This window comes from Aeromonas sp. ANP5, from assembly GCF_963870295.1.
Taxonomy (GTDB): Bacteria; Pseudomonadota; Gammaproteobacteria; order Enterobacterales; family Aeromonadaceae; genus Aeromonas; species Aeromonas veronii.
Genome location: NZ_CAWMRY010000052.1, coordinates 1 through 21,759, shown reverse-complemented (window position 1 = coordinate 21,759; position 21,759 = coordinate 1). Strand labels below are relative to the sequence as shown.

Genomic DNA, 21,759 nt, shown 5'->3' with positions numbered 1-21,759 from the left:
TCTGTTCCTTATCCTGCCTGTCCGCTACCGGAACCAATCACCACGCCACCACAATCCACTGCCGTGCCGGTGACGGCGATGGGTTTGCCATTCACCAGCACAGAGCCAACACCACTGGCAATGGCCCGTGGGTGCGGCGGGTTGTTGGGCTTGTCATGGGGCGCCAGTGGATCACCTTGACGAGCCACAGGCTTGCCATCGAGGAACACGTCGGGACTGGCAGCTATCACCGGGGTCGGTGGAAAGCCATCGTGGTCGGTGCCGATGTCACCGAGCAGTGCGATAGCGGGGCACATAGTCATTCTCCATATGAGTGGGGAGACGCACAGACATCATCCCTCTGCCCCTGTGCCCGGTGGAACGCACTAGGCACAGGCGACTTTGATAAACAGCGGATAAACAGAACAGGCCGCAGCACAGGCTATGCCATTCAGCGCTGGCGAAATTAGCCAAATAAAATCAAATGGTTAACCTCTTTCGATAGATGATAGAGTTATCCATTCGCAAGGGATTGCGCAAACTGGGCAATCCCCCTGCCAAACATTGCATCTGCAGTGCAACCATCTGGAGTATGCGCAACTGGTTGCGCATAACAGAGCAATCAGCTACCAGATAGTCCCTGTTGCAGTTGGTAAAGCCGGATGTTGAGTGCTTTCAAGTCACTCTCTATCCCTTTCAGCTCGGCAGCCGTAATAGGCTCCTGCGACGCTTTTCGCGCCTCCAGTTCGCTCAGGCGCAAGCTGAACGGGATCTCCTGCATCAGGTTCTTCTGTACCTCGTAGAGCTGAGACTTGAGGTAGGAAATCGTGACCGTCTTGCGCTGACGCTCCAGCTCCAGCAGCTGATCGATCAGGGCATCGACCCCGGCGCGCGCCTCCAGATAGGTCGGAACCCGGTTGAGATCCCCCTGCTGGCCGGCCAGCGCGGTCTGCCACTGTTTGTCGAGGGCCTTGACCGCCAGCGAGTCGGGATAGAGCATCTGCAGCGAATTGCGCAGCCCCTCGCCATAACGGTACCAGTAGAGGGGCGAGGTCTGCTCCAGCCGATCCAGTTGGGCCTGATAACGCGACACCAGCTCGCTCTCCATCCCCTGCAGGGTCTGCTCCCCCAACACGATGCGCGCCTGCCGAATGTCGTCATAACTCAGGGCCTGCGGCAATGCTGCAGCGGGTTGTTGCAACCGTTGCGCCGCGATGACCTTCTCCTGCTGCTGATGTTGCCAGCCAAGCCATCCCATCATGGGCAAGGCGCAGGTGAGCAGGCCACAGCCAAACCAGAACCAGGCCGGCCGCTGTTTGCGGTGCTGCTCAATCTTGAGCACGGTCGGCTTCATCTGCCCCTTCTCACGCCCCACCAGGATACTGCCCTGAGGCAGGTGCGGGGTTGCCCCGACAGAGGCGCCGTGGTCGCTCTCCATGTCGGATTTGAAGAAGACCATCGGTGGGATCTGCAGCTCATCCTTGAGGCCCGGCTCATCGGAGACGATGACGATCTCGGTCTCGTCAAACAGATGGGTGTACCCCTCGATAAAGTGCACCAGATTCTCGACCCGGGGGATGCGGCTCAAACCGGCGTTGTGCAACTTCTCGCTGATGAGTTGCAGTGCCCGCTCGCAGCGGTAGATCAACCGCTTGTCCTCGTGGCTGATCTGGTACTGGCGGATCACGTCGCTGATGCGGGCAATAAACCAGTCGAGCATCTCGATGCGGGCCCGCTCCTGATGCACCGGTGGCCAGAAACTCTCCCACTGGGTGACGATCAGGTTGGCGAGAAACTCGCACCCTTCGGTAAAGCCGCTCAGCCCCTGAATGCGGGAGCGCGCCAGAGTGAAGTAGATGGCGGTCTGCAGATCCACCCCGTGCTTTTCAAAGATTTGACTGGCGAGCTGATGGATCCTGACCCAATCCACCTCGGGGCGGGAGGCGTGGCTGAGCTTGTTGATCTCGGCGCGCAGCGCCTCGTACTCAGGCAACATTCTGGGGTCACGCCCCACTTTCAATGCCTGCTGGCCTTGTTGATTCTGTGACATATCGGATTCCAAAATGCGGGGGGCATGACGCCCCCCAACATGATCAATAGAGGGATTCAGGCAAGCTGAACTGGCTGAACAGGCCGCCGGTGAAGGGGTTCTGGGCGCTGTCGGTATAGACCCGATAGGTCATGGCACCCTGATCCACCGGGAAGCGCACATCAAAGGTGGCCTCGTTGACCTGAGTCAGCTCCCCCTTGTCCATCAGGCGGAACATGGCCCAGGGACCGACAAAGCCCTCGCTGCGCGGTGAACGTTCGCGGGCAGCCGGTACCAGGGTTATCTTGCTCTCGGCCCCGTCGCGCATGGTGTTTGGCCACACCAGCGGGATCTTGTTGCGACGGCCGTGGGCATACTCCAGCAACTGGCCATCAAGGTTGAGCACACTACGCCGCTTGTTGGCGGTGAGTTCGATGGGCTCGAGGGCAAATTGCACCTCCAGATTGCCCTGCTGGCTGAAGAAGATCTGGCGGATCCGCGCAGCGCGATCCAGCTGTTTGATCAGCTCCGCCTGAATGGGTGAACTCAGTTCTCCCTCCATCAAGCCCCCCTCCACCATGGGTTTCAGGTTGACCTGATAGAAGCTGTCCAGGGTGCCACCGGGGGCAAAGAAGCGCTCCATCTCGGAGAGCGGCACATCCTTGGCAGAACCCGGGTTGAACGGATAGCGATCCGCCAGTTGGCTGTTGAACGGTGCCAGTACCTTCGCCTGCCACTCCTGATTGAGGGATGACATCGCCAGATCAATCACCAGTTGCGAACTCTGATCCGCCAGTTGACCCACCCAGCGATTGAGCGGCTCGGGCAGCCCACGAGCATATTGCTGCAATGCAAAGACCGGATCGGCGTACTTGTTGGTCAAACGCAGTTGCACCGCCTTGAGGGCTGACTGTCCCGGCTCGGTGGCATTGACGATCAGCTCCATATAGTGCTGCAGCTCAATCAGCTTCTGGTTCACTTCCGAAATGAGCGGCCCCTGTTCCCCACGGCCAGTCAAGACGCCATTGGTGGCCATAAAGGGGCGACCGATCCGGGCAGTGATCGCCTGCGCCGGATCTCCTTCCGCATCGGAGATCTTGCGAATACGGGTATTGTCATCCAGCGCAGCGAGCACCCGCTGGAATGGCTGGTCGTTGCCGGTGATGGCAGAGAGCACATCGAGCGCCTGCTCGGGGCTGGCAAGGGTCTGCACATCCAGATTGGTCAGCAATTTTTGCCACTGGTTGACGTAATCAGTGACATAGCGATCGTTGACCTGACGGGTGATCTCCTTGCGATCCGCCTCGCTCAACTGGCTCAGCTTGCGCTGGCCCAGCACCCAGGCATCCATGGCGGTGAGATCGATCAGCGCTTTGTCCTGTTTGAGGAAGAAATCACTGAACCCGGGCCAGGTCAGCAAACGCGGCACCTGACCAGCACTCTCGTTGCGCAGGGCAAACACGGTGTCGAAGGTGGGGCCCACCTCGTCACGGACATTGAGATCCGGCGGCAACACATCACCCGCCTTCACCACCAGATTCTGATAGACCCGCTGATACATGGGCAATTTGCCCAGTTCACGCTGGGCGCCATACACCGGCTCCTTGAACGGCACAAATGCCGTGATGGCGGCCTGATCCCGAGCGGCGCGAGCACCATGCCAGTCGGTGTGATCGAGGGCATAGTCAAGATGCCCCATCAACTGTTCCTGCACCGCCCCCTGCCCCGGGAACGCTTTCTGCCATCGGCTGGCCATGTACTGCTCCACCAGCTCCTTGTTGCGACCGGAGGCGTCATCGAGCATCCGCATCACCCGCAGGATGGAGAGCTTCTCCTCGCTGCCAGCCGGTGCACGGTTGAGATCCTCCAGCAGTCCCTGCATCTGGGCAGGCAGGAAACGCAGCCCCAGCAGTTGCAGATAGGAGCCTTCCACATAGGGGCCAATCTCATCCCCCTGATAGAGACCAAGGTCTGCCACCAGCGGCATCCGTTCGCGGTAGTTGCCAAAAGAGAGGGTTGCCTCGCGAATAAGGTTGAGACGTGGCAACTGGCTGACACCGAAGGCATGTTCGTCAGCGACCTCGTTGGTCTCGGTGAACGCTTGCGCCTTGGTCAGTACATTGCGCCCCGCCTCCTCATTGACCCGGTAGAAGTAGTGCCAGCCACAGATCAGGGCTGCAGAGAAGAGCGACAGGCAACTCAAGCCAATGGCCATCCGGCGACGACGATAGAGGGTATGCAGCCGATTTTCTCCGGCCAGATGGGCCTCGGGGAAGATGATCGAAGAGAACAACTTGCGCACAAAATAGGTGTTGGACTCCCCGCGCAGGGCGGAGTGAATCGGCTCGGGCAAGCTGTAACGCCGGGAAGCGGCCTGAGCAAAGGCATCGAACGGGACACCTTGCTGATAAACGGAGCTGATATAGACGCCGCGCACCAGCAGTGGTTTGCTCTCTTCAATGGTCAGGGTTTCATCGAGCAGGCTGGTCACATAATCCTTGAGACCCGCCAATTGACGAACAAACGAGAAGAGGGCGTTGCGCTGGGCGGCATCGAGCCGGGCCAGCATCATCTCCGGCAGATTGCGGTTGAGATTGTCGACCCACTGATCCCAAAACAGCGCCAGATCCTGCTGCCAGGATTTGCCCTGACTGCTGCCGGGGTTGAAGGTTACCCCCAGCACGGCGTCACGGGCTTCTTTATCCAACTGCTCATAGACCACATCAAAGCCGCGCAGCATATCGAGTTTGGTGAAGGTGACATAGAGTGGCAGCCGGGTATTCATGGTGGCCGACACCTCTTGCAACCGGGCACGCATCAGCTGGGCATACGCCTTGCGCTCGGCCACGCTGGCCGTGGACAGCCATGCCAAATCAACGGTCAGTACCAGACCATTGAGGGGCTGACGACGACGGTGCTCGTTGAGCCAGTTCAGCAGATGCAGCCAGAGTCGCTCATGTTTGCGAGCTTGCGGATCCAGCTCGGGCTCAGCTTGTGACAACAGCGCGCCGGCCGGATCCAGCATCACGGCTTGCTCCCCCAGCCAGCAATCGACCAGCTGGCCTTGCGCCACGTCCCGCAGTTCGGTATCGAGTCTGGGATTGAGCTTGTTGGCCGGATTGGCACGGTGGATCAGGCTGCTCTTGCCGCTGCCGGGCAGACCCAGCACCAGATACCAAGGCATGGCATAGAGCGCCCCCTTGCCAAGGTGTTCATTCAAGGCTTGCAACCAACGATTGAGGAACTGCGCCTGTTTGTCGATGAGCCCTTTGACCGGATCTTGTTCCAGCAGCACCTCATGCTGGCGCTCGGCCTTGAGCTGCTTCATCTTGCGCCATACCCGCCAGGAGAGTACCCCCAGCAGCAACCAGAGCCAGAGCAGGGTAAACACCACCCGCCCCCACAAGGGCTCGAATGGCTTGGCATCACGGATCTCGATGCGAGGCCCCAGCCACCACACCAGGATCAGGGCGACAACCCACAGCACCACACCGAGCAGGGGCCAGGAGGGTTTCAGTTTCGGCAGCTGTTGCCGCAGAAAGGTAAAGATGGTTTTGAACATAAAATGTGATCCAACTCCGACTCAATGACTCATTTCGGCACTTATTTCGGCAAATGGGTGGCATAGGGGGCTAGGCGGCTGACCAACCCGGGCTCCCACTGCGACAACCCGAGGCGGTCTGCCTCTTGCCACAAGTGTTGATATTGCTGGCGCGCAAGCGCCTCCATGCCTTCCTGCTCCAACAACTCCGCCTGCACCAGCAAGGCATGGAAGCGGGCTCTTGGCTCTTTCATCTGTGCCATCCGCTCATCAAGCAGGGCGAGCGCGGCGGCAATCCCCTGCTCCCCATGACGCAAGGCGACCTCCTCGGCCAGCTCGGCCTGTCCGCTGCTGCCCCCACTGCTCTTGGCAGGCTGCAACCAGCGGCTGCACTCGGGGGAGAGAAACGGGGAACCATCGCTGAAGGTGAGATCCCGCAGCGCTGGCAGGCGCTGCAAAAACGCATCCAGCTCCGCCATGATCGCCTGCGCCACCGCGCCATATCCCAGCTTCTGGGCTACCTCGGCCGAGAGCCTGTGCCCCTCGAACCAGTAAGGGGCCAGCGTCAGGCTCTGCTCGATGCGCTGCCAAAGCGCCAGATCTGGCGTGCCCATGGCTGCGCGATATTCATCCACCATGTCAACCGACATGGGCGCAAGCTGGGTCTTGTTGCCCTGCGCAGTCATGGGAGGTGTCGTGATACCGGCCCAGATGGCGTGACGACGCAGCCGATAGCCGATAGCCACCTCTGGCTGGCGCTCAATCAGCAGCTCCGCCACCTTGAGCTGGGTCTGTCGCCATGCCCGATCGTTGGAGCTATCAATCTCGACCCCGGAGCCCTTGCTGCTGCCACTGAGCACCATGGAGCCCGCCATGCCACTCACACTGGCGGTGGCTGCAGCAGCGCTGCTTGCAGGTTGACCCCCGGCATCTGCCTGGGCCTGGGCAACCTGTTGTCGCTGGGCCCGCTTCAACCCCATCACCAGAGGATCCAGAAGTTCCCCCTTGTCAGGGCACTGGGCCAGCCAGACGGCCTCCAGCTGTTCTGCCTGCACCAGCAACTGCGCCAGTTCCGCCGCCGAGGCGCTCTCGCTCACCCTCGGCAGGGCCCCCTCGAAGCGCTTGATGATCTGCACCATCAATCGCTGCTTCTGGGTCGCATTCCCGGGCCAGGCCAACAGCCAGTAAGCCTTGACCCAGGCTTCCAGCAAGCTCAGCGCAGCGCCCATCGGGGTCGCCTTGGCGGGATGCTGCAGGCAGCGCAGCAGTTGGGCCAGCACCCGCATATCCTTGGTGCGGCTCTCCAGCAACCCCAGACAGGCTTCGGCGACCGCATTGAGATCGACCTGGCTGTGGGCAAGGGAGCCCAACTTGACCAGCTCGGTCTCCACATAGTCCCAGCGAGGCTCATCGGCCAGCACGGCCCCTTTGATCTGTTCATCCGGCAAGCTGGTGAGCAGACGGCTACACCAGGGGTGTTGATAGCTCATCTTCCCCCCTACCAGCGACACTGTTGGCGCACCGGTATCAGCGCCTCTTTCAGGCCGCTGAGATCGACCCGCAGCAAGGTGCCGTTGGCCGCCTGAACCTGCAATTCACGATGACCGATCCAGCGTTTTAGCTCCTCGATGGCGGGCAAGCCGCGGCCATATTCGAGCAGCCATCCCTGATCCCGGATAAACCAGCTCTGACTGCTGCGAGTCGCTTGTCCATCCAGCGCGACCGCGACACTCTCCCCGCGCCACGGCGCATCCAGCCGCAAGCGAATATGGGTGATGCTGTTGACACAACCGATCGCCAGGGTGGCACCGCGCAGGGCCGGACGGGTCAATACCGCCGTGCCGCTCTCCTCATCCTGTCGCAACAGGAAGGGTGAACTATCCGGCACTCGGGCCAGCTCTTGGTCCGCTATCGCCAGCCAGGCCGGAGACTTGGTGCTCTCCTTGCTACCTGATGACGTCGCCTCATTACCAAGGGCGTCATAGCAGGCGAGCCGGATCAGAGGGGATGGCTCGCGACGACACGCTTGCCACGCCGCCATATCGAGGGGAGGCACCGCATTGCCGGTCGCCAGCAGCAGGGGCAACAAACCCATGATGCTCATCAGTTCACCTCCAGTTTCTGGCACTTGTGATCCAGGGTGCGCTTGGGAATATTGAGGCTCTCAGCCACCAGCATGCGATTGCCCTGAAAGTAGCGCAGGCGCGCTTCAATCACCGATGCCTCGTACTGCTGCATGGCCCGGCGCAGATCGCGGATATGGTTGTAATCATCCAGCGCATCGGGCAGCTCGGCACAGACCCGATCCCGCAGCTCCGGCGGCAAGGCGCCAAGCCCCACCTCTTCACCATGACGGGTGTGAGCACAGGCCACCTCCAGCAGATTGCGCAGTTCGCGCACGTTGCCGGGGAAGTCGTAACTTTGCAGTTGCTTGAGGAACTTGCGCTGCAAGCCAGCCAGTCCCTTGTCATCCTGCGCGGCAAACTGGGCCATGAAGTGCTGGCAGAGCAGCGGCACATCCTCGATATGCTCGCGCAAGGGGGCGATCAGCAGCAGACACTGGCAGAGACGGTGGTAGAGGTCGGCACGGAATCGGCCCTCCTCCACATGGCGGGTCAGCGGCTGATGGGTGGCGGCGATGAGGCGAAAATCGGAGTGATACTCCTGCTCTGCCCCAAGCGGCCGGTAGCTGCGGGTTTCCAGCACCCGTAGCAGCTTGGCCTGCATGGCGGCGGGCATATCGCCCACTTCGTCGAGAAACAGGGTGCCACCATTGGCCTGCGCCACCAGCCCGGTCTTGTTGGAGAGGGCACCAGAGAAGGCCCCTTTCTGATAACCGAACAGCTCGCTTTCGATGAGATTCTCGGGGATGGCGGCACAGTTGATGGCGACGAACGGCTTGGCGGCGCGCTCGGAGCACTGGTGCACCAAGCGGGCGACCACCTCCTTGCCACTGCCGGTCTCCCCCTGAATAAGCACGGTCAGCTTGTGCTGGCCCGCCTGGGCGATCTGCTCGCGCAAGCCGCGGATCACCGCCGACTGGCCAACCAGCTGATCCCCCAGCAACTTCTCGTGCTGGCGCTGGCGCTCCCCCTCGCCCTTGATCTGACGCAGGGAGTCGCGCAGCACGTTCTGATCCCGGCGGCTACGCCCCAGATCGCGGATCAGGGTGAGCTGGTTGCAAAAGACCTGCGCCAGACTGGCCAGCTCGGGGCGAGCCGCCCACTCCTGCAACACATCGCCACTGTCCATCATCGCCAGCACGGCAAACGGCTTGCCGTTGCCATCATTGAGCGGAAAGGCGTGCAGGCCGCACTGCTGGCCAAGGTTGGCCAGCAGTGCGCGAAAACCGGCGTGCTCAATGCGGGCACCGCCATGGAGGGAATCCCAGGTGCGGGATTGCGCCTTGTGCAGCACATAGGCGAGTGGATGAGAGAAATCATCCACCGCCAGCGCCAGCGCAACCTCCTGCCCCTTGACCCACCCTTTGCACTCCAGCTGGCGGCCGCTCACGTCCAGCATGCCAAGCAGCAGTCCTTTGGGCTGGAAGCTGGCATGGAGGGTCGAGCTCCACCAGTGGCAGAGATGTTGTTCATCCCGTTGCGAGGTGAGCGCGAGGGCGAATGCGAGGGCTTGCTCCATGGTCAGCCCTCCACCTCGGCCACAAACTGGTGATCGGCCACCGAGAAGCGCACCCGGTTGATGGGCTCACCGGCCGAGAGGCGCTGCAACAGTTGCAGGGAAACCGGCGGCAGCAGGGCCCCATCAATGACGGACTCCAGCATCCGCGCGCCGTTCTCGCTGCGGTTCGCCCGCAACAGGATCTCCTCGGCCACCTCGCTCTCCAGCACCACCTCGGCACCGAAACGCTCCTTGAGCAGCTTGACCAGCCGGTTGAGTTTGCCACCGACGATCTGCACCAGGGTGTCGTGACCGAGCGGCAGGTAGGGGATCACCTCCATCCGCGCCAACAGGGCCGGTTTGAAGAAGGCAGCCAGCTCCGGATAGAGCGCATCCAGCAGGTCATCAGGCTGCTCGGCATGATCGACGATGGTCTGGAAACCAAGGTTGGAGGTGAGGAAGAAGACCACGTTCTTGCAGTCGATGATCCGCCCTTCCCCATCCGCCAGCTCGCCTTTGTCGAACGCCTGATAGAAGAGGTTGAGCACGTCAGGATGGGCTTTCTCCACCTCATCCAGCAGCACCACCGAGTAGGGCTTCTGCCGAATGGCTTCGGTCAGCACGCCACCCTCGCCAAAGCCGACATAGCCGGGAGGCGAGCCGATCAGACGGGAGACGGTGTGCTTCTCCTGATACTCGGACATGTTGATGGTGGTGAGATACTGGCGACCGCCAAACATCAGCTCGGCAATCTGCAGCACGGTTTCGGTCTTGCCGACCCCGCTTGGCCCCACCAGCAGGAAGGCGCCCAGCGGACGGCCTGGACGACGCAAATCGGCGCGGGCGGTCAGCAGGTGCTTGTGCAGATGGGCCACCGCCACATCCTGCCCCTTGATGAGCTCGCCAAGGTACTCCGGCAGACGGGTCACTACATCGAGTTCCCCTTGGGAGATGCGATTAAGCGGCACCCCGGTCCACTCGGCGATCACCGCTGCGATCTGAGTCTTGTCTACATGGGCAGAGACCAGTACCTCACCCTGTTGCAGCTCGGCCAGCTCGCGCTCGAGACCTGCCAGCTGCTCGGCAGCCGCTTGCGGATCGAGCGGCGCATCGGCGAGATCCAGCGCTTCTCTGGCCAGCATTTCATCCTGCTGATCGGCCAGCAGGGCGGCACGCAGCTCGACAATCCGATGCACCAATCCCTGCTGTTGCTGCCACTGTGCTTCCTGCTCACGCAGAGTGTCACGGCAGGTCTGCTGGGCCGCTTTCAGTTCTGTGAGTCGCTCATCGTTGTCACCCAGACCGATCAAGCTCTGGCGCTCCAGCTGACGGATCTCCAGCTCACGCTGGCGCAGTTCGTTTTGCAAATGGCTGACCGCGCGCGGTGGCGTGGTGAGGTTGATGGCCACCCGGGCACAGGCGGTATCGAGTACGTCGATCGCCTTGTCCGGCAGTTGACGACCGGAGATGTAACGGGCGGAGAGCTGGGCGGCGGCTTGCAGCGCTTCCTCATCGATCAGCACCCCGTGGGCCTTTTCGTAGATGCTGCGCAGGCCACGCAGGATCACCGTAGCCTCATCGGCATTGGGCTCACCCACTTTCACCAGCTGGAAACGGCGCGACAGGGCGGCATCTTTTTCCACGTACTTCTTGTACTCACCCCAGGTGGTAGCGGCGATGGTGCGCAGCTCGCCACGAGCCAGCGCAGGCTTGATGAGGTTGGAGACATCCAGCCCCCCCGCCTGATTGCCCGCCCCGATCAGGGTGTGGGCCTCATCGATAAAGAGGATGACAGGTCGCACGGCGTCCTTGACCTCCTGCATCACCCCCTTGAAACGCTTCTCGAACTCCCCCTTGACCGAGGCTCCGGCCTGCATGGCGCCAAGATCCAGGGTCATCAGCTCCACATCGCGCAATTTTTCCGGCACCTGGCCCGCGACGATGCGCAGCGCCAACCCTTCGATCAGCGCGCTTTTACCGACACCCGCCTCCCCCACCACGATGGGGTTGTTTTTGCGGCGACGGGAGAGGATGTCGATCATCAGATCGATCTCGTGATCCCGGCAGAGCACCGGATCCAGGGTTCCCTGACGGGCCTGTTCGGTAACGTTGACAGTGAAGCGGGCCAGCAGGCTGGCATCGGCGGGCAGCGCAGCCTGAGTAGAAGTACCGTTGGCAGAAACAGTCACTTGTGTCTCGGCAGACTCCTTGACCCACTCGTCGAACTGCTGGCGCAGCAGCTCGCGATTGATGTTGGCAAGCAAACGGGTCACCGAGCCCGGCAGGTAACGCTGGGGAGTCATCAGCAGCACCAGCAGCATGACGCCGCTGCGCAGTTGGCCGTGTTGCAGCTCGGCAGAGGCCAGCAGCCAGCTGTCTTGCAGCCACTCCACCAATAGCGGCGAGAAGGAGGGATAACCCTGACCATAACCGTTATCGGCCGCCGAAGGCTGCAGCAGGCTCTTTAACTCTTCAACCTCAACTTCGGCCCGTTTGAGGATCTGGCGCACATCGCTGAGGGGGGTCTCCAGCATCTTCAGCAGCAGGTGCTCGATGCGGATCTCGGCTCCCTGATGGTTGACACAGAGGGCCGCGGCCTCCTCCAGCATGTGACGGCAGATAGGGTTGAGTCTTTCCACCAGTACTGGCAGTTCTATACGGATCAAGGCGTGCTCTCCTTAGTACTTATTTTAATAATTCGCCCAGTTGACGCAGTACGTCCTGGGTCTGGTTATTGAGTTGGTGGTGATAGAGGCCAAAGATGATGGCCAGGATCAACGCGCCGCCCATAAACAGGGTGCGCAGGGAGACTTGTTTGCGCAGCTGGTAGCGAGATGCCTGCTGACCGAGGTCGAGATGAAACACGCTGGGTGCCTCACCGCCACGTTCGAGTGACAACTGCTTGTGCAGTTGCTTGACGATCCGTTCAAACTCGTCACGGCCCTGGCTCATCACCTTGTAGCGCCCCTCAAAACCGAGACAGAGGCAGAGATAGATGAACTCCAGGATGTCGCGATAGCGCACCGGATCTTCCTGCAGACGCGACAGCAGCACGAATACCTTCTCGCCCCCCCAGGTCTCGTTGTGAAACCTGGCCAGCAGGGAGTGTTGGGACCATTCGCTCTGGCTGCCCCAGTCGCGCCCCATCACCGCCTCATCGATGAAAGTGCAGAGGATGTAGCGAAACGAGAGGACGACGCCATTCTCGTAACCCTGCGCCATCAACTCCTGCTCGATGGCCTGGATCTCGGTCACCACCCGTTGATAAAGCTCGGGCACCCGGTCGTAGCGCGACAACAGACGCACCCGCTGTACCAGCCCCAGCAGCGGAGTCACCGCATCGATCATCGGGTTGATGCTCTGGCCACGCAGGCGGAACCAGTAGTCCGAATCCATGTCCAGCTGCTCGGCGTGATCGAACAGCAGGTCGCTCAGTTGCTCGTTGTTGATAATGTCCGTGGTCATCTCTGCTTGTTTCCTTGATGCGATCACTGGCTACGGATGGCCCAGAGCTGCATGTCGAGCTCGGGGAAATCGCCGGCAATGTGGAAGGCGAGCGTGTTGCTGACCGCCAGCATCTGCCAGGCAGGGCTCTGACGGTCGAGCTGGAAGTAGCTGTAACCTGCGTGATAGGGCAACTGGCGCGGCGCCACCGGCAGCGGCAACAGCGGGATACCGGGCAGCTGCAGGCTGATGAGTTCGCGGATCTTGTCGCTCGACGCCACCTTGGTTTGCTGCAGCAACTGTTTGCGCAGCTGCTCTTGCGGCATGCGGGCACGCACTGCCAGCACGAAGTCGGCGCTTTGCATCAACTCGCTCTCGTTGACCATGGCCACCATGACGCCGTACTGGTGCTTGCGCAGCTGGATGGAGACGGCACGTGGCGACAGCACGGTACTGAGCGCCTGACGCAGGGCCAACATCACCGGCTCGAAGCTCACCTGCTGATCGTCATGACGATAAGCGGGGAACTCGGGGGGCAGACGGGACTCGTCGGTAAAGGTCATCAACTCGCCACAAAGCTGCACCAGCGCCTCGTGCAACCGCTCGGGGTGCAGGGTGCCAAGACGCGCCAGATGGGAGAGCTGGGGCTGAGCCCGGTTGAGCAGCTGTAGCATCATGAACTCGGCCACATCGGCCACCCCCTGCTGTCCCGGCGCAGCGATGCGCTGGGAGAGGCTGCGAGCCCGCTCGGCCACGAGGCCAGCCGACTCGCCGAGGAAGCGCTTGAGTGTCGGAATGGCAGAGACACTGATACTGCAAGGCATGAAGTTGGGATCCAGCACCAGACCGCCATCCGGGCGCTTGTCCAGAATGCGGGCAATGGCGAGGGACGCGTAGGCACTGCGATCTTCCCGCTCCAGCATCAACCGCAAGCTGACCCGACCCACTTCGAGGGAAACCACGTCCCCCCCTTCACTGTGCAGATCGCGCACGTCGTGGCGATGGGCCTGCAAACGGGTGGCGACCTGACCGCCCTGATTGACCTCGTTGACCCCGCTCACCGAGAGCGGCAGCGCCAGATAGACCTTCTGGTTGGCCACCGAGGCATCGGTGATCTCCAGCGGGGTCGGCAGCACATCATCGTTCGGAATGTTGAAGACGGTGCCGTCCGGCAGGATACCGGTGGCCCCCACCAGCGCGATGCGGCCAAAGCCGAGGTAATCCTCGTTGATGGCAAGCGACTGCAACCCGTAGAAATAGTCGGACAGCGCGCTCAAACGCGCGTGCAGCGCGTAATCTGAATGTCTCTGTTGTTGCTGGAAGTGCTGGGGCTTGATAAAGAGCCCTTCACGCCAGATAACCCGATTTCGACTCGACATGATTATTCTTCTTCTTTTTGTAGTTCCACTTCATCCAGGCGCAGGTGCACCAGGATTTGATAGGCCGTTCCCTTGCTCTTGACCTTGATGACCTTGCGCCACTCGGCGCTGTCCGGATCGGCGTACCGTGCAATCACGCCGATGTAACGGGTCTTCTCGTCAAGCTTGACGGGAGGCAGGTATTTGAACTGGCCGGGCAGCAGGGTGTAGTCCTGATGATCCAGGTAGTTCTTGCCAAGGGCCTTCTCTACATCCGCCGTCACCTGGTCATAGTCCGTAGCGAGCAGCTTGGAATCTTCAGCCAGCAGCACCACCTGAAACTCGATGGGTGCCGCCTCCCCGCTCTCGTTGGGGTTGACATCAGGCTCTGCCAACAGGCTGAGCCCCAGGGTGGATGGCTGGTCATCGTTGCTCCCCACCTGGATATCCGGGTTCATGGCCACATCGGCCATCTTGCCCATGGTGGTACAACCGGCCAGGGCCAGCAGACAGGCCCCAAACCACAGTGCACGTATCATCAAATCAGTCCCTGTTGCTGACGCACGGCCTGGTCATACGCCTGGGCGTAGACCTGATGGAACAGCTTGTCGAACCCCTGTTGACGGGCGGAGGTGAGCTCGCGGTAGTAGTGCTGGTACATATTCCAGGCCCAGCCTTCATCGGCCACACCCGGGGTACCGGTACGACGGTAGTGCTCGAAACGACCGAGCAACGCCTCGGGCGAGAAGGCCTGCAGGATGCTGTCCAGCGCAGCGCCAATAGCCTGCTGGTTCGCCACGTGGTGAATGCGCACATTGCGCAGACTCTCGGCCACCGCAGCAGGCGCGGTCAGGTGCACCGGGCTCTTCTGCTCGGCAAACATCACTGCCAAGGTCTCGTCATAATCGAGACCAAGGCGCAGCGGGTTGTCCTCGATGGGGCGCAGGTGCTTGTCTGCCAGCGCAGCCTGATCGCTTTGCAGTTGCAGCAACCCCTCCACCATGGCACGCACTGTCTTGCCCATCTCTTCGAGCATGTCGTGGGCTTGCTGGGTGTCTTGCAGCTGCAACGGCTGGCCAAGACCACGCATCAGCGGAGTCAGGGCGACGTGATCAACGCCCTCCAGTGGCTGGAAGTCGGGGTGGTTCTCGATGGTGGGCATATCCAGAAATTCTTGGTTCATGGTGTTCTCGACGGCTGAAAATGGAGCGAGGGATACGGTGTCCATATCCGGTTGAAACTGCGGTTGAGCCTGCAGGCGAGCATCCACTAGCGGACTCGGGGTCGCACGCTCCTGCTGCAATGCCAGCAGAGGGTCGACCGCCAGGGCCTGTGGATCATCCAGGGTCTGGGTGTGGTGAGGATCGCTGGCCAGCCACTCATCAAGCTGCTCGGTCGGACGGTTGCCCAGCACCTGCTGCAAACTCTGCTCGGGGGAGATGGCACCGAGATAGGCTCTCAGGCGAAAAGGGCCGACAATCAGCTCGTCCCCCTGCTCGAGGTTGACCTTGCGAGCCCGCCCGATGGGCGAGGTAGCACCATTGATGTAGGTCTGGCCGCTGAGATCGCACAGGCAGAAACGACCATCATTGAGCTCGACGCGGGCATGGGCTGGCATCACCGCCCCCAACCTGTCTCGCAGTTGCCAGTCATCCTGTTCGGAGGAGCCCAATGTTCCCCCCATCTCGTCGAAGCGATATTGCACCTGCTGGCTGCCGTCGAGCTGCTCGCTGTTGAGCACCACCAGAGATAGTTGCTGGTTAAAGTCGTCCACATTCACTCCTGCACGTATTCCTACACTGAATTTCTGCGCTTATTCCTGTACACAGATCGTCACGAACGGGTCACTCGGCGGTTGGCCGAGAAAGGTACTCCACCCCAGACGGGCACTCTGCTCCTCCCCCAATCTCAGCCCCTTGGCCTGCTCCTGACCGAAGCCAAGCCGCAGATCCCAGGCCAGCTGATCACGCAAGATGAAGGAGACAAAGGTCACCAGGGCGTGGAAATGCTCCCCGTTCGGGAGAAATCCGAGAAACTGGCTAAAACTCAGATCATTGATTTTCAATAAAAACTTGCCGGCACAATCATTGACCTTGTCACCGATGACGAAGTCATGCCCCAAAGTGGCGCAAGCACCACCCAGGCGGTTTTGCTGCTCCGGATGGATCGGCACCTTGCGCCACTGCCAGGCACTCACTTCCACATCTGCCAGATCGAAGCAGTGGGCCACGAGGCCGGCGACCACCTCGGGAGAACGGCTGGGGCTGGCCAGCATGCCCGCATAGGAGAGCATCTTGGCGCGGTTGACCGGCAGGCTCTGACAGACGGCATCGTTGCCAAGCCCCACCAGCGCAAACATCAGACGGGAGAACCCATCCTCGCCGTCGTCCTGAAAACGGACGTGGTAGCGATACTTGCGCCAGATCCGGTGCAGCAGGGTCAACAGGCGGTGGTGGAAGAAATCCAGGAAAAGACCGAGCTTCTGTTCCCCCTGGGCGTACTCCCACGCCAGCGAGTCGAGGTAGTACCCCGGCATCGGCGACTGGCTGCCGTGCAGACCCAGAAAGGCCACTTCCAGTTCGTGACGCCCTTTCTCGTCACGACCAATTTGCAGCACGTCGCTGGTGGGAAACCCCAGTGATGCAGTCGCCTTGAAACGAATATTTTCGTCACTCGGCAGGTGGTCGAGACCACGCTCCTGATCGGCACCGTCCAGCCGGTTGAGCAGCTCAACCAGCTGGAAGAAATTGAAACGGGGCGCCTCGTTGGCGGCGCTCACATCAGGGAGTGCTGACCGATCTGGACTGGCCACTGATAGCGCTCCTTGTTATCGAGATTGACCACCTCAAGCAGGTGGAAAGCGTTGACGCTGGCATAGAGCGAGAAGAAGTGGGCCAGCACGGTGCTGAAGAGATAGAGCTCCCCTTCGCTGCCAAAGGCGGACTGGCGGATGGAGAGCACCGACTTGAGCCCCCGCACCGGCATGCCGCGCACCAGCCTGTCCACAGGCTTGGTCTCGATCTCCTCGATCCCCGCCAGCCGCTTGCGCGACGCCTGCTCTGCCTGCTTGTCGTGCAAAGCGGGAAAGTCATAGGTACGCAGCACCTGCACCAGGGCATCCCGGCGCAGCAGAGAGACGTAGTTGAGCGACAGGTTGGAAATCAGGGTCCAATGCAGGCTGCCATCCAGTGCCGGACGCAGCGGCCGAGTCGGCCGGATCAGGTTACGGAAGGTAGCAAACGACGGTGAACTGCCGGTCGGCACGCAGATAGTGCCCACCTTGAGGCGGGCTGCGCGGGAGCGGTTGGTGCAGGTGAGCGTCACCGAGATGGATTCATCCAGATCGACCGTAGTGGTTTCATCCCCCCGCACAAACGACAGACTGTGCTCGAAGCCATCACCACTCACCGACTCCCTGACCCGCACCCGGTAATAGAGCGCCAGCCGCTGTTTGGCCCGCTCAATCTGATGCTGAAAACTTTCAAACGGCTGATAGATGCGTGGCGTACCGCGGGAGCGGCCCATATTGCCCTCGACCCAGCCTTCAACCTGATCCACCGAGAAAATTTCGAAACTGTCGGCATAGCGATAGCTCGCCTTGAGCGGGTATTCCGCCTGACGGCCATTGAGATTGACCGGCTCGCTATCGTGCTGGAACAGATTGATAGCCGGCACGCAGTTGAGCATGAAAGAGTCGGGACGGATCTTGAGTTCCGCCGGCAAGGGCCGGTCGAAACAGAAATGGATTTTGAATTCACTCACAGGCAGCGGCTGTTTGGGCCACTCACCACCCGAGAGTTCGAAGAAGAGAAAGCTCTCCGGAAAGCAGAAATACTCCTGCAGGATCCGGTAGCCGGAATAGACATTATTCGGATAGGGCAGCAGCGCATCGTCGCGCTCGAAGCCGACCGATTTGAGTGCCTTGGCCTCCTGACGAAAGTGCTTGCCGTCGATCTCCAGCTCGATATGGGAGAGCTGGTTGGAGAGCCAGAAGTAGAGCTCATACGCGGTGTAGCTGTCGCCACCGAGGAAGAAGCGCAGCTTGTCCAGCTGCAATTCGCTAAGCGGCAGAGGGGCATGCAGCGCAATATCGAGCGAGATAGTAGAGAGATCGTTGCCACTTTGCGCCGTTATCTGGCGCATTTCGGCCGGATAGACCCAGGCATCGTGACAGGTTTGAAAATGGCAGGTCACGTCGTCGATTGGCAAACTGTCCAGCTGGCAACCCTGCCTGACCAGTGCCGGTTGGGCAATGGCGCCCGGAATGACCGAAAACTGCATGATGGTCATGCTGGGGACGGGGCGCAGATAGTTCGGCCAGAGCATATTGAGCAGACCGTGAGTCAGCTCGGGGAACTCGTCCTCGATTTTGGCGCGCAGGTTGCCCGTAAGAAACGCAAAGCCTTCCAGCAGGCGTTCCACATCCGGGTCGGTATTCTGCTCCGACAAAAAACGGGTGAGTTCGGGATAGCTATCGGCAAATTCGCGCCCTTGCAGGCGCAAAAAAGCCAACTCATCCCTGAAGTAATGTTCCAGCGACATTGATCAGACCATGCGGTAGTGACGGTGACTGTCCATATGGACGTTGAACGAGGTAACTTGCTCGATATGCTCCAGCCGCACATGGGCCGTCACCTGAAACGACATCTCAAGCGGACTTGCCTGATAGTCGGGTGAACGGACATCCACATGGATGATCCGAGGTTCATAACGACGGATGCATTGCCGGATCGCCTCCCGGATCCGCCCCTTGATATCCGCACTACCCTGAGTGGCGTCATTGAGATCAATAACCCCCAAATCGGGTGCACTGCGGCAATTGCCGGGACGGGTGTTGAGGATCTGGTCGAGCTGACGTTTGACAGAGTCGACCAATTCATCAACTTCCGAACGAGGGGAGGAGCCAAGCCCCTCCCCCCGGATACGATCAAACAGGCTGGCCGCATTTCCTCTATCCCAGGAAGAGAGATGCGGCATCGGGCCTTATTCCTTGTCCAGTCGACCTACCAGAGAGAGCTCGAAGCTCGCCCCCATGTACTTGAAGTGCGGGCGCACGGCCATGGCAACCTGGTACCAGCCCGGCTCCCCTTCCACATCCAGCACCTTGATCTGGGCGGCGCGCAGCGGACGACGGCTACGGACGTCTGCCGGCGGGTTCTCTTGGTCGGCAACGTACTGCTTGATCCAGCCGTTCAGTTCACGCTCCAGATCCTGACGCTCCTTCCAGGAGCCGATCTGCTCGCGCTGCAACACTTTGATGTAGTGCGCAAGGCGGTTGATGATGAACATGTAGGGCAGCTGGGTACCCAACTTGTAGTTGGTCTCTGCTTCCTTGCCTTCCTTGGTGTTGGGGAACACCTTGGGTTTTTGCACCGAGTTGGCAGAGAAGAACGCAGCGTTGTCGCTGTCCTTGCGCATGGTCAGAGTGATAAAACCCTCTTCAGAGAGCTCATATTCGCGACGGTCGGTGATGAGCACTTCGGTCGGGATCTTCGCTTGCAGCTGACCCATAGCCTCATAGACGTGCACCGGCAGATCGTGGATGGCACCACCGCTCTGCGGGCCAATAATGTTCGGGCACCAGCGGTACTTGGCGAAGCTGTCGGTCAGGGAGGTGCCCATCAGATAGGCTGTGTTGCCCCACAGGTAGTGATCGTGATCCGAGCTGATATCTTCCTGATAATTGAAACCCTTGATGGGGTTTTCAGTCGGGTCATAAGGCAGACGGGCCAGGAAACGTGGTGCAGTCAGCCCCAGATAACGGGCATCTTCCGATTCACGCAGGGAGCGCCATTTGGTGTAGGCCGGTCCTTCGAACACCGATTTCAGATCCTTGATGGAGGGCAGATCGGTGAAGCTGTCGACGCCGAAGAAGGCGGGGGCGACAGAGGAGATGAAGGGGGCGTGGGCCATGGCACCGACGGCACTGACATACTGCATCAGCTTGATGTCAGGCGAGCTGTGGGTAAAGGCGTAGTCGCCGATCACGGCACCGATCGGCTGACCGCCGAACTGGCCGTAGCCGGTTGAATAGACATGCTTGTAGAGGCCGGACTGGGTGATCTCCGGGGAAAACTCGAAATCTTCCAGCAGCTCTTCCTTGGTAGCGTGCAGCACCTGGATCTTGATGTTTTCACGAAAATCGGTGCGATCTACCAACAGCTTGAGGGAGCGCCAGGAGGACTCCATCTCTTGCAGCTCTTTGGCATGCAGGATGACGTCCATCTGCTTGCTCAGCTTCTTGTCGAGCTCGACAATCATGCTGTCAACCAATGCCTTGTTGACCGGCTCGCTGGTGGTACCGCTGTCCAGAATGTTGGCGATAAGCGCAGCCACACCCTGCTTGGCAACACTGTACCCCTCATCAACCGGTGTGATGCGAGCCTGCGCCATGATTTCGTCCAGCAAAGAGGACGAGGAGGCTACACCCGCCCCCGCTTGAACCTGTTCTTCGACCAAAGACATGTTTGTTCCTTTCTCGTCAGTCAATACAACCCGCCGATCACTCGGCAGGCTTGATCAAATCCAGCTCTTTGAGCAGTTGCTCACGAGCCTCATCACTGGACAGCAGATCCTGCAAACGATTGCGGAAAGAAGGGATATTGCCCAATGGCCCCTTCAGGGCAACCAACGCCTCACGTAGTTCAAGCAGCTTGCGCAGCTCAGGGACCTGTTGGGCAACACTGTCAGGAGTGAAGTCTTCCAGAGACTGGATTTTGATCGAAACCGGCAGATCGTCCTGGCTGTTCTCTTCCAGACGATTGGGAACAGAGAAGTTCAGTTCCAGTGCAGATTCTTTCATGACGGAAGAAAAGTTGTTTTTGTCGATGGAAACGGTTTGGCGCTCCTCGATCGGCGTTTCTTCGGTACGGCCCTTCATATTACCGACCACCATCATAGTCAGCGGAAGTTCAATTTCCGCCTGTTGACCACCGGTTGCCGGTACATATTTGATATTGATACGTTCTTTGGGCGCAACTGTGGCGCCGTCAATTCCTTTTCCCATGCTCTAAATACCAAGTTAAGGGTCACCCAAGACCCTATAGCTTATAGCTTATACCCCTCCCCTCAACTGTAAGATATTACAGTTGATCCATCCTATGGACGATTTTGTCAAAGAGGCACTCACCAACGATGCACTTTTGATATATTTCAAGCAAAAGCTCTAGTTATCAAAAGCACAATATCTCTTGTTATTTATCTACAACCCGAAGCCTCAACTCAATGGTGTGAGGTCATATTGGCATTAATGCCTATTTTGAGCGGCATGGTATATAGAGAGAATTTGATGGTCAACGAATAATTCTAACGAGAACACAGGAAAACCATTAAAACAATTAAAAAACAAAAACTTAAACGAGAAGGCAATTTTTGCGACAATAAAGACGCTCGCACGATGACATCACAATAACAACCTGTCATTTATTACAGTTGACCTAGGTCGCATTAGAAGAATGTGCCATCGAATCACATTATTGATACCGTCTTTATCACTATGGGAGCGCATGCGTCAAAATCAGTCGTTAAGCCAATCGAATGAATTGAATTAAGTAACGCTAATAATTTGATTTATATGACTTATTTTTCTTTCCTCTCGATTTAAAAAACTGCTATTTATAAAGTACATAAATGAGAATCCATACTCATCATCTGTACAGTTCTAAATAGCTGTTCCGAATAGTAGATCACAGGAGGAAGGGAACTCAGTCCAGTTTGTGCGATCTCATTAGTCGCCAAACAAAACAAGCCACACCCAAAGGACTGAGTTGATGCCTATCCTACTACCC

General features: G+C 59.5%; 16 protein-coding genes. All 16 read right to left on the bottom strand.

Going from position 1 to position 21,759, the window contains the following annotated elements:
• Positions 1–8 precede the first annotated feature (8 nt).
• The 16 genes from AACT07_RS20815 to tssB all read right to left on the bottom strand — a co-directional run bounded on the left by AACT07_RS20815 (position 9) and on the right by tssB (position 20,978).
• A complete protein-coding gene (locus tag AACT07_RS20815; RefSeq protein ID WP_042023025.1) occupies positions 9–296 on the bottom strand; it encodes a type VI secretion system PAAR protein in 288 nt (95 codons plus the stop codon).
• 305 nt (positions 297–601) lie between these two features.
• Positions 602–2,029 (bottom strand): VasL domain-containing protein, encoded by a 1,428-nt coding sequence (locus AACT07_RS20810; protein ID WP_069529829.1) that lies wholly within the window; start codon positions 2,027–2,029, stop codon positions 602–604.
• 43 nt (positions 2,030–2,072) lie between these two features.
• Complete coding sequence (gene tssM, locus AACT07_RS20805; RefSeq protein ID WP_069529826.1) at positions 2,073–5,570, bottom strand: type VI secretion system membrane subunit TssM; 3,498 nt, start codon at positions 5,568–5,570, stop codon at positions 2,073–2,075.
• Positions 5,571–5,611: 41 nt separating this feature from the next.
• Entirely contained in the window at positions 5,612–7,039 is a 1,428-nt protein-coding gene (gene tssA, locus AACT07_RS20800; protein ID WP_069529837.1) for a type VI secretion system protein TssA, read from the bottom strand.
• An 8-nt stretch (positions 7,040–7,047) separates the two neighbouring features.
• Positions 7,048–7,653, bottom strand: a complete 606-nt coding sequence (gene vasI / locus AACT07_RS20795; RefSeq protein WP_069529824.1) for a type VI secretion system-associated protein VasI — start codon at positions 7,651–7,653, stop codon at positions 7,048–7,050.
• Positions 7,653–9,191, bottom strand: coding sequence for a sigma-54 interaction domain-containing protein (locus AACT07_RS20790; RefSeq protein WP_019444941.1), 1,539 nt, complete (start codon positions 9,189–9,191; stop codon positions 7,653–7,655). Before AACT07_RS20790 ends, vasI begins: the two co-directional genes overlap by 1 nt.
• Before the next feature lie 2 nt (positions 9,192–9,193).
• Complete coding sequence (tssH, locus tag AACT07_RS20785) at positions 9,194–11,836, bottom strand: type VI secretion system ATPase TssH (protein WP_069529823.1); 2,643 nt, start codon at positions 11,834–11,836, stop codon at positions 9,194–9,196.
• A gap of 19 nt (positions 11,837–11,855) precedes the next feature.
• Positions 11,856–12,635 (bottom strand): type IVB secretion system protein IcmH/DotU, encoded by a 780-nt coding sequence (icmH, locus tag AACT07_RS20780; protein ID WP_019444943.1) that lies wholly within the window; start codon positions 12,633–12,635, stop codon positions 11,856–11,858.
• 23 nt (positions 12,636–12,658) lie between these two features.
• Entirely contained in the window at positions 12,659–13,993 is a 1,335-nt protein-coding gene (gene tssK, locus AACT07_RS20775) for a type VI secretion system baseplate subunit TssK (RefSeq protein ID WP_021230534.1), read from the bottom strand.
• A 2-nt stretch (positions 13,994–13,995) separates the two neighbouring features.
• Positions 13,996–14,511, bottom strand: a complete 516-nt coding sequence (gene tssJ, locus AACT07_RS20770; RefSeq protein ID WP_019444945.1) for a type VI secretion system lipoprotein TssJ — start codon at positions 14,509–14,511, stop codon at positions 13,996–13,998.
• Positions 14,511–15,746 carry a type VI secretion system-associated FHA domain protein TagH gene (tagH, locus tag AACT07_RS20765; RefSeq protein ID WP_069529821.1) on the bottom strand — a complete coding sequence of 412 codons (1,236 nt, stop codon included), beginning with the start codon at positions 15,744–15,746 and terminating at the stop codon, positions 14,511–14,513. Before tagH ends, tssJ begins: the two co-directional genes overlap by 1 nt.
• A 39-nt stretch (positions 15,747–15,785) precedes the next feature.
• Positions 15,786–16,784 (bottom strand): type VI secretion system baseplate subunit TssG, encoded by a 999-nt coding sequence (tssG, locus tag AACT07_RS20760; protein WP_042053054.1) that lies wholly within the window; start codon positions 16,782–16,784, stop codon positions 15,786–15,788.
• Entirely contained in the window at positions 16,748–18,514 is a 1,767-nt protein-coding gene (gene tssF / locus AACT07_RS20755) for a type VI secretion system baseplate subunit TssF (protein WP_069529819.1), read from the bottom strand. The genes tssG and tssF overlap by 37 nt, the downstream gene beginning before the upstream one ends.
• A 3-nt stretch (positions 18,515–18,517) precedes the next feature.
• Positions 18,518–18,949, bottom strand: a complete 432-nt coding sequence (tssE, locus tag AACT07_RS20750; protein ID WP_005299981.1) for a type VI secretion system baseplate subunit TssE — start codon at positions 18,947–18,949, stop codon at positions 18,518–18,520.
• 6 nt (positions 18,950–18,955) lie between these two features.
• Positions 18,956–20,437 (bottom strand): type VI secretion system contractile sheath large subunit, encoded by a 1,482-nt coding sequence (tssC, locus tag AACT07_RS20745; protein ID WP_043826175.1) that lies wholly within the window; start codon positions 20,435–20,437, stop codon positions 18,956–18,958.
• Positions 20,438–20,474: 37 nt separating this feature from the next.
• On the bottom strand, positions 20,475–20,978 hold the full coding sequence (tssB, locus tag AACT07_RS20740; protein WP_058057353.1) for a type VI secretion system contractile sheath small subunit: 504 nt from the start codon (positions 20,976–20,978) through the stop codon (positions 20,475–20,477).
• Positions 20,979–21,759 lie beyond the last annotated feature (781 nt).

Coding starts and splice junctions, on each gene's coding strand:
- AACT07_RS20815 (WP_042023025.1), bottom strand. CDS start 296: ATGTGCCCCGCTATCGCACTGCTCGGTGACATCGGCACCGACCACGAT.
- AACT07_RS20810 (WP_069529829.1), bottom strand. CDS start 2,029: ATGTCACAGAATCAACAAGGCCAGCAGGCATTGAAAGTGGGGCGTGAC.
- tssM (WP_069529826.1), bottom strand. CDS start 5,570: ATGTTCAAAACCATCTTTACCTTTCTGCGGCAACAGCTGCCGAAACTG.
- tssA (WP_069529837.1), bottom strand. CDS start 7,039: ATGAGCTATCAACACCCCTGGTGTAGCCGTCTGCTCACCAGCTTGCCG.
- vasI (WP_069529824.1), bottom strand. CDS start 7,653: ATGAGCATCATGGGTTTGTTGCCCCTGCTGCTGGCGACCGGCAATGCG.
- AACT07_RS20790 (WP_019444941.1), bottom strand. CDS start 9,191: ATGGAGCAAGCCCTCGCATTCGCCCTCGCGCTCACCTCGCAACGGGAT.
- icmH (WP_019444943.1), bottom strand. CDS start 12,635: ATGACCACGGACATTATCAACAACGAGCAACTGAGCGACCTGCTGTTC.
- tssK (WP_021230534.1), bottom strand. CDS start 13,993: ATGTCGAGTCGAAATCGGGTTATCTGGCGTGAAGGGCTCTTTATCAAG.
- tssJ (WP_019444945.1), bottom strand. CDS start 14,511: ATGATACGTGCACTGTGGTTTGGGGCCTGTCTGCTGGCCCTGGCCGGT.
- tssF (WP_069529819.1), bottom strand. CDS start 18,514: ATGTCGCTGGAACATTACTTCAGGGATGAGTTGGCTTTTTTGCGCCTG.
- tssE (WP_005299981.1), bottom strand. CDS start 18,949: ATGCCGCATCTCTCTTCCTGGGATAGAGGAAATGCGGCCAGCCTGTTT.
- tssC (WP_043826175.1), bottom strand. CDS start 20,437: ATGTCTTTGGTCGAAGAACAGGTTCAAGCGGGGGCGGGTGTAGCCTCC.
- tssB (WP_058057353.1), bottom strand. CDS start 20,978: ATGGGAAAAGGAATTGACGGCGCCACAGTTGCGCCCAAAGAACGTATC.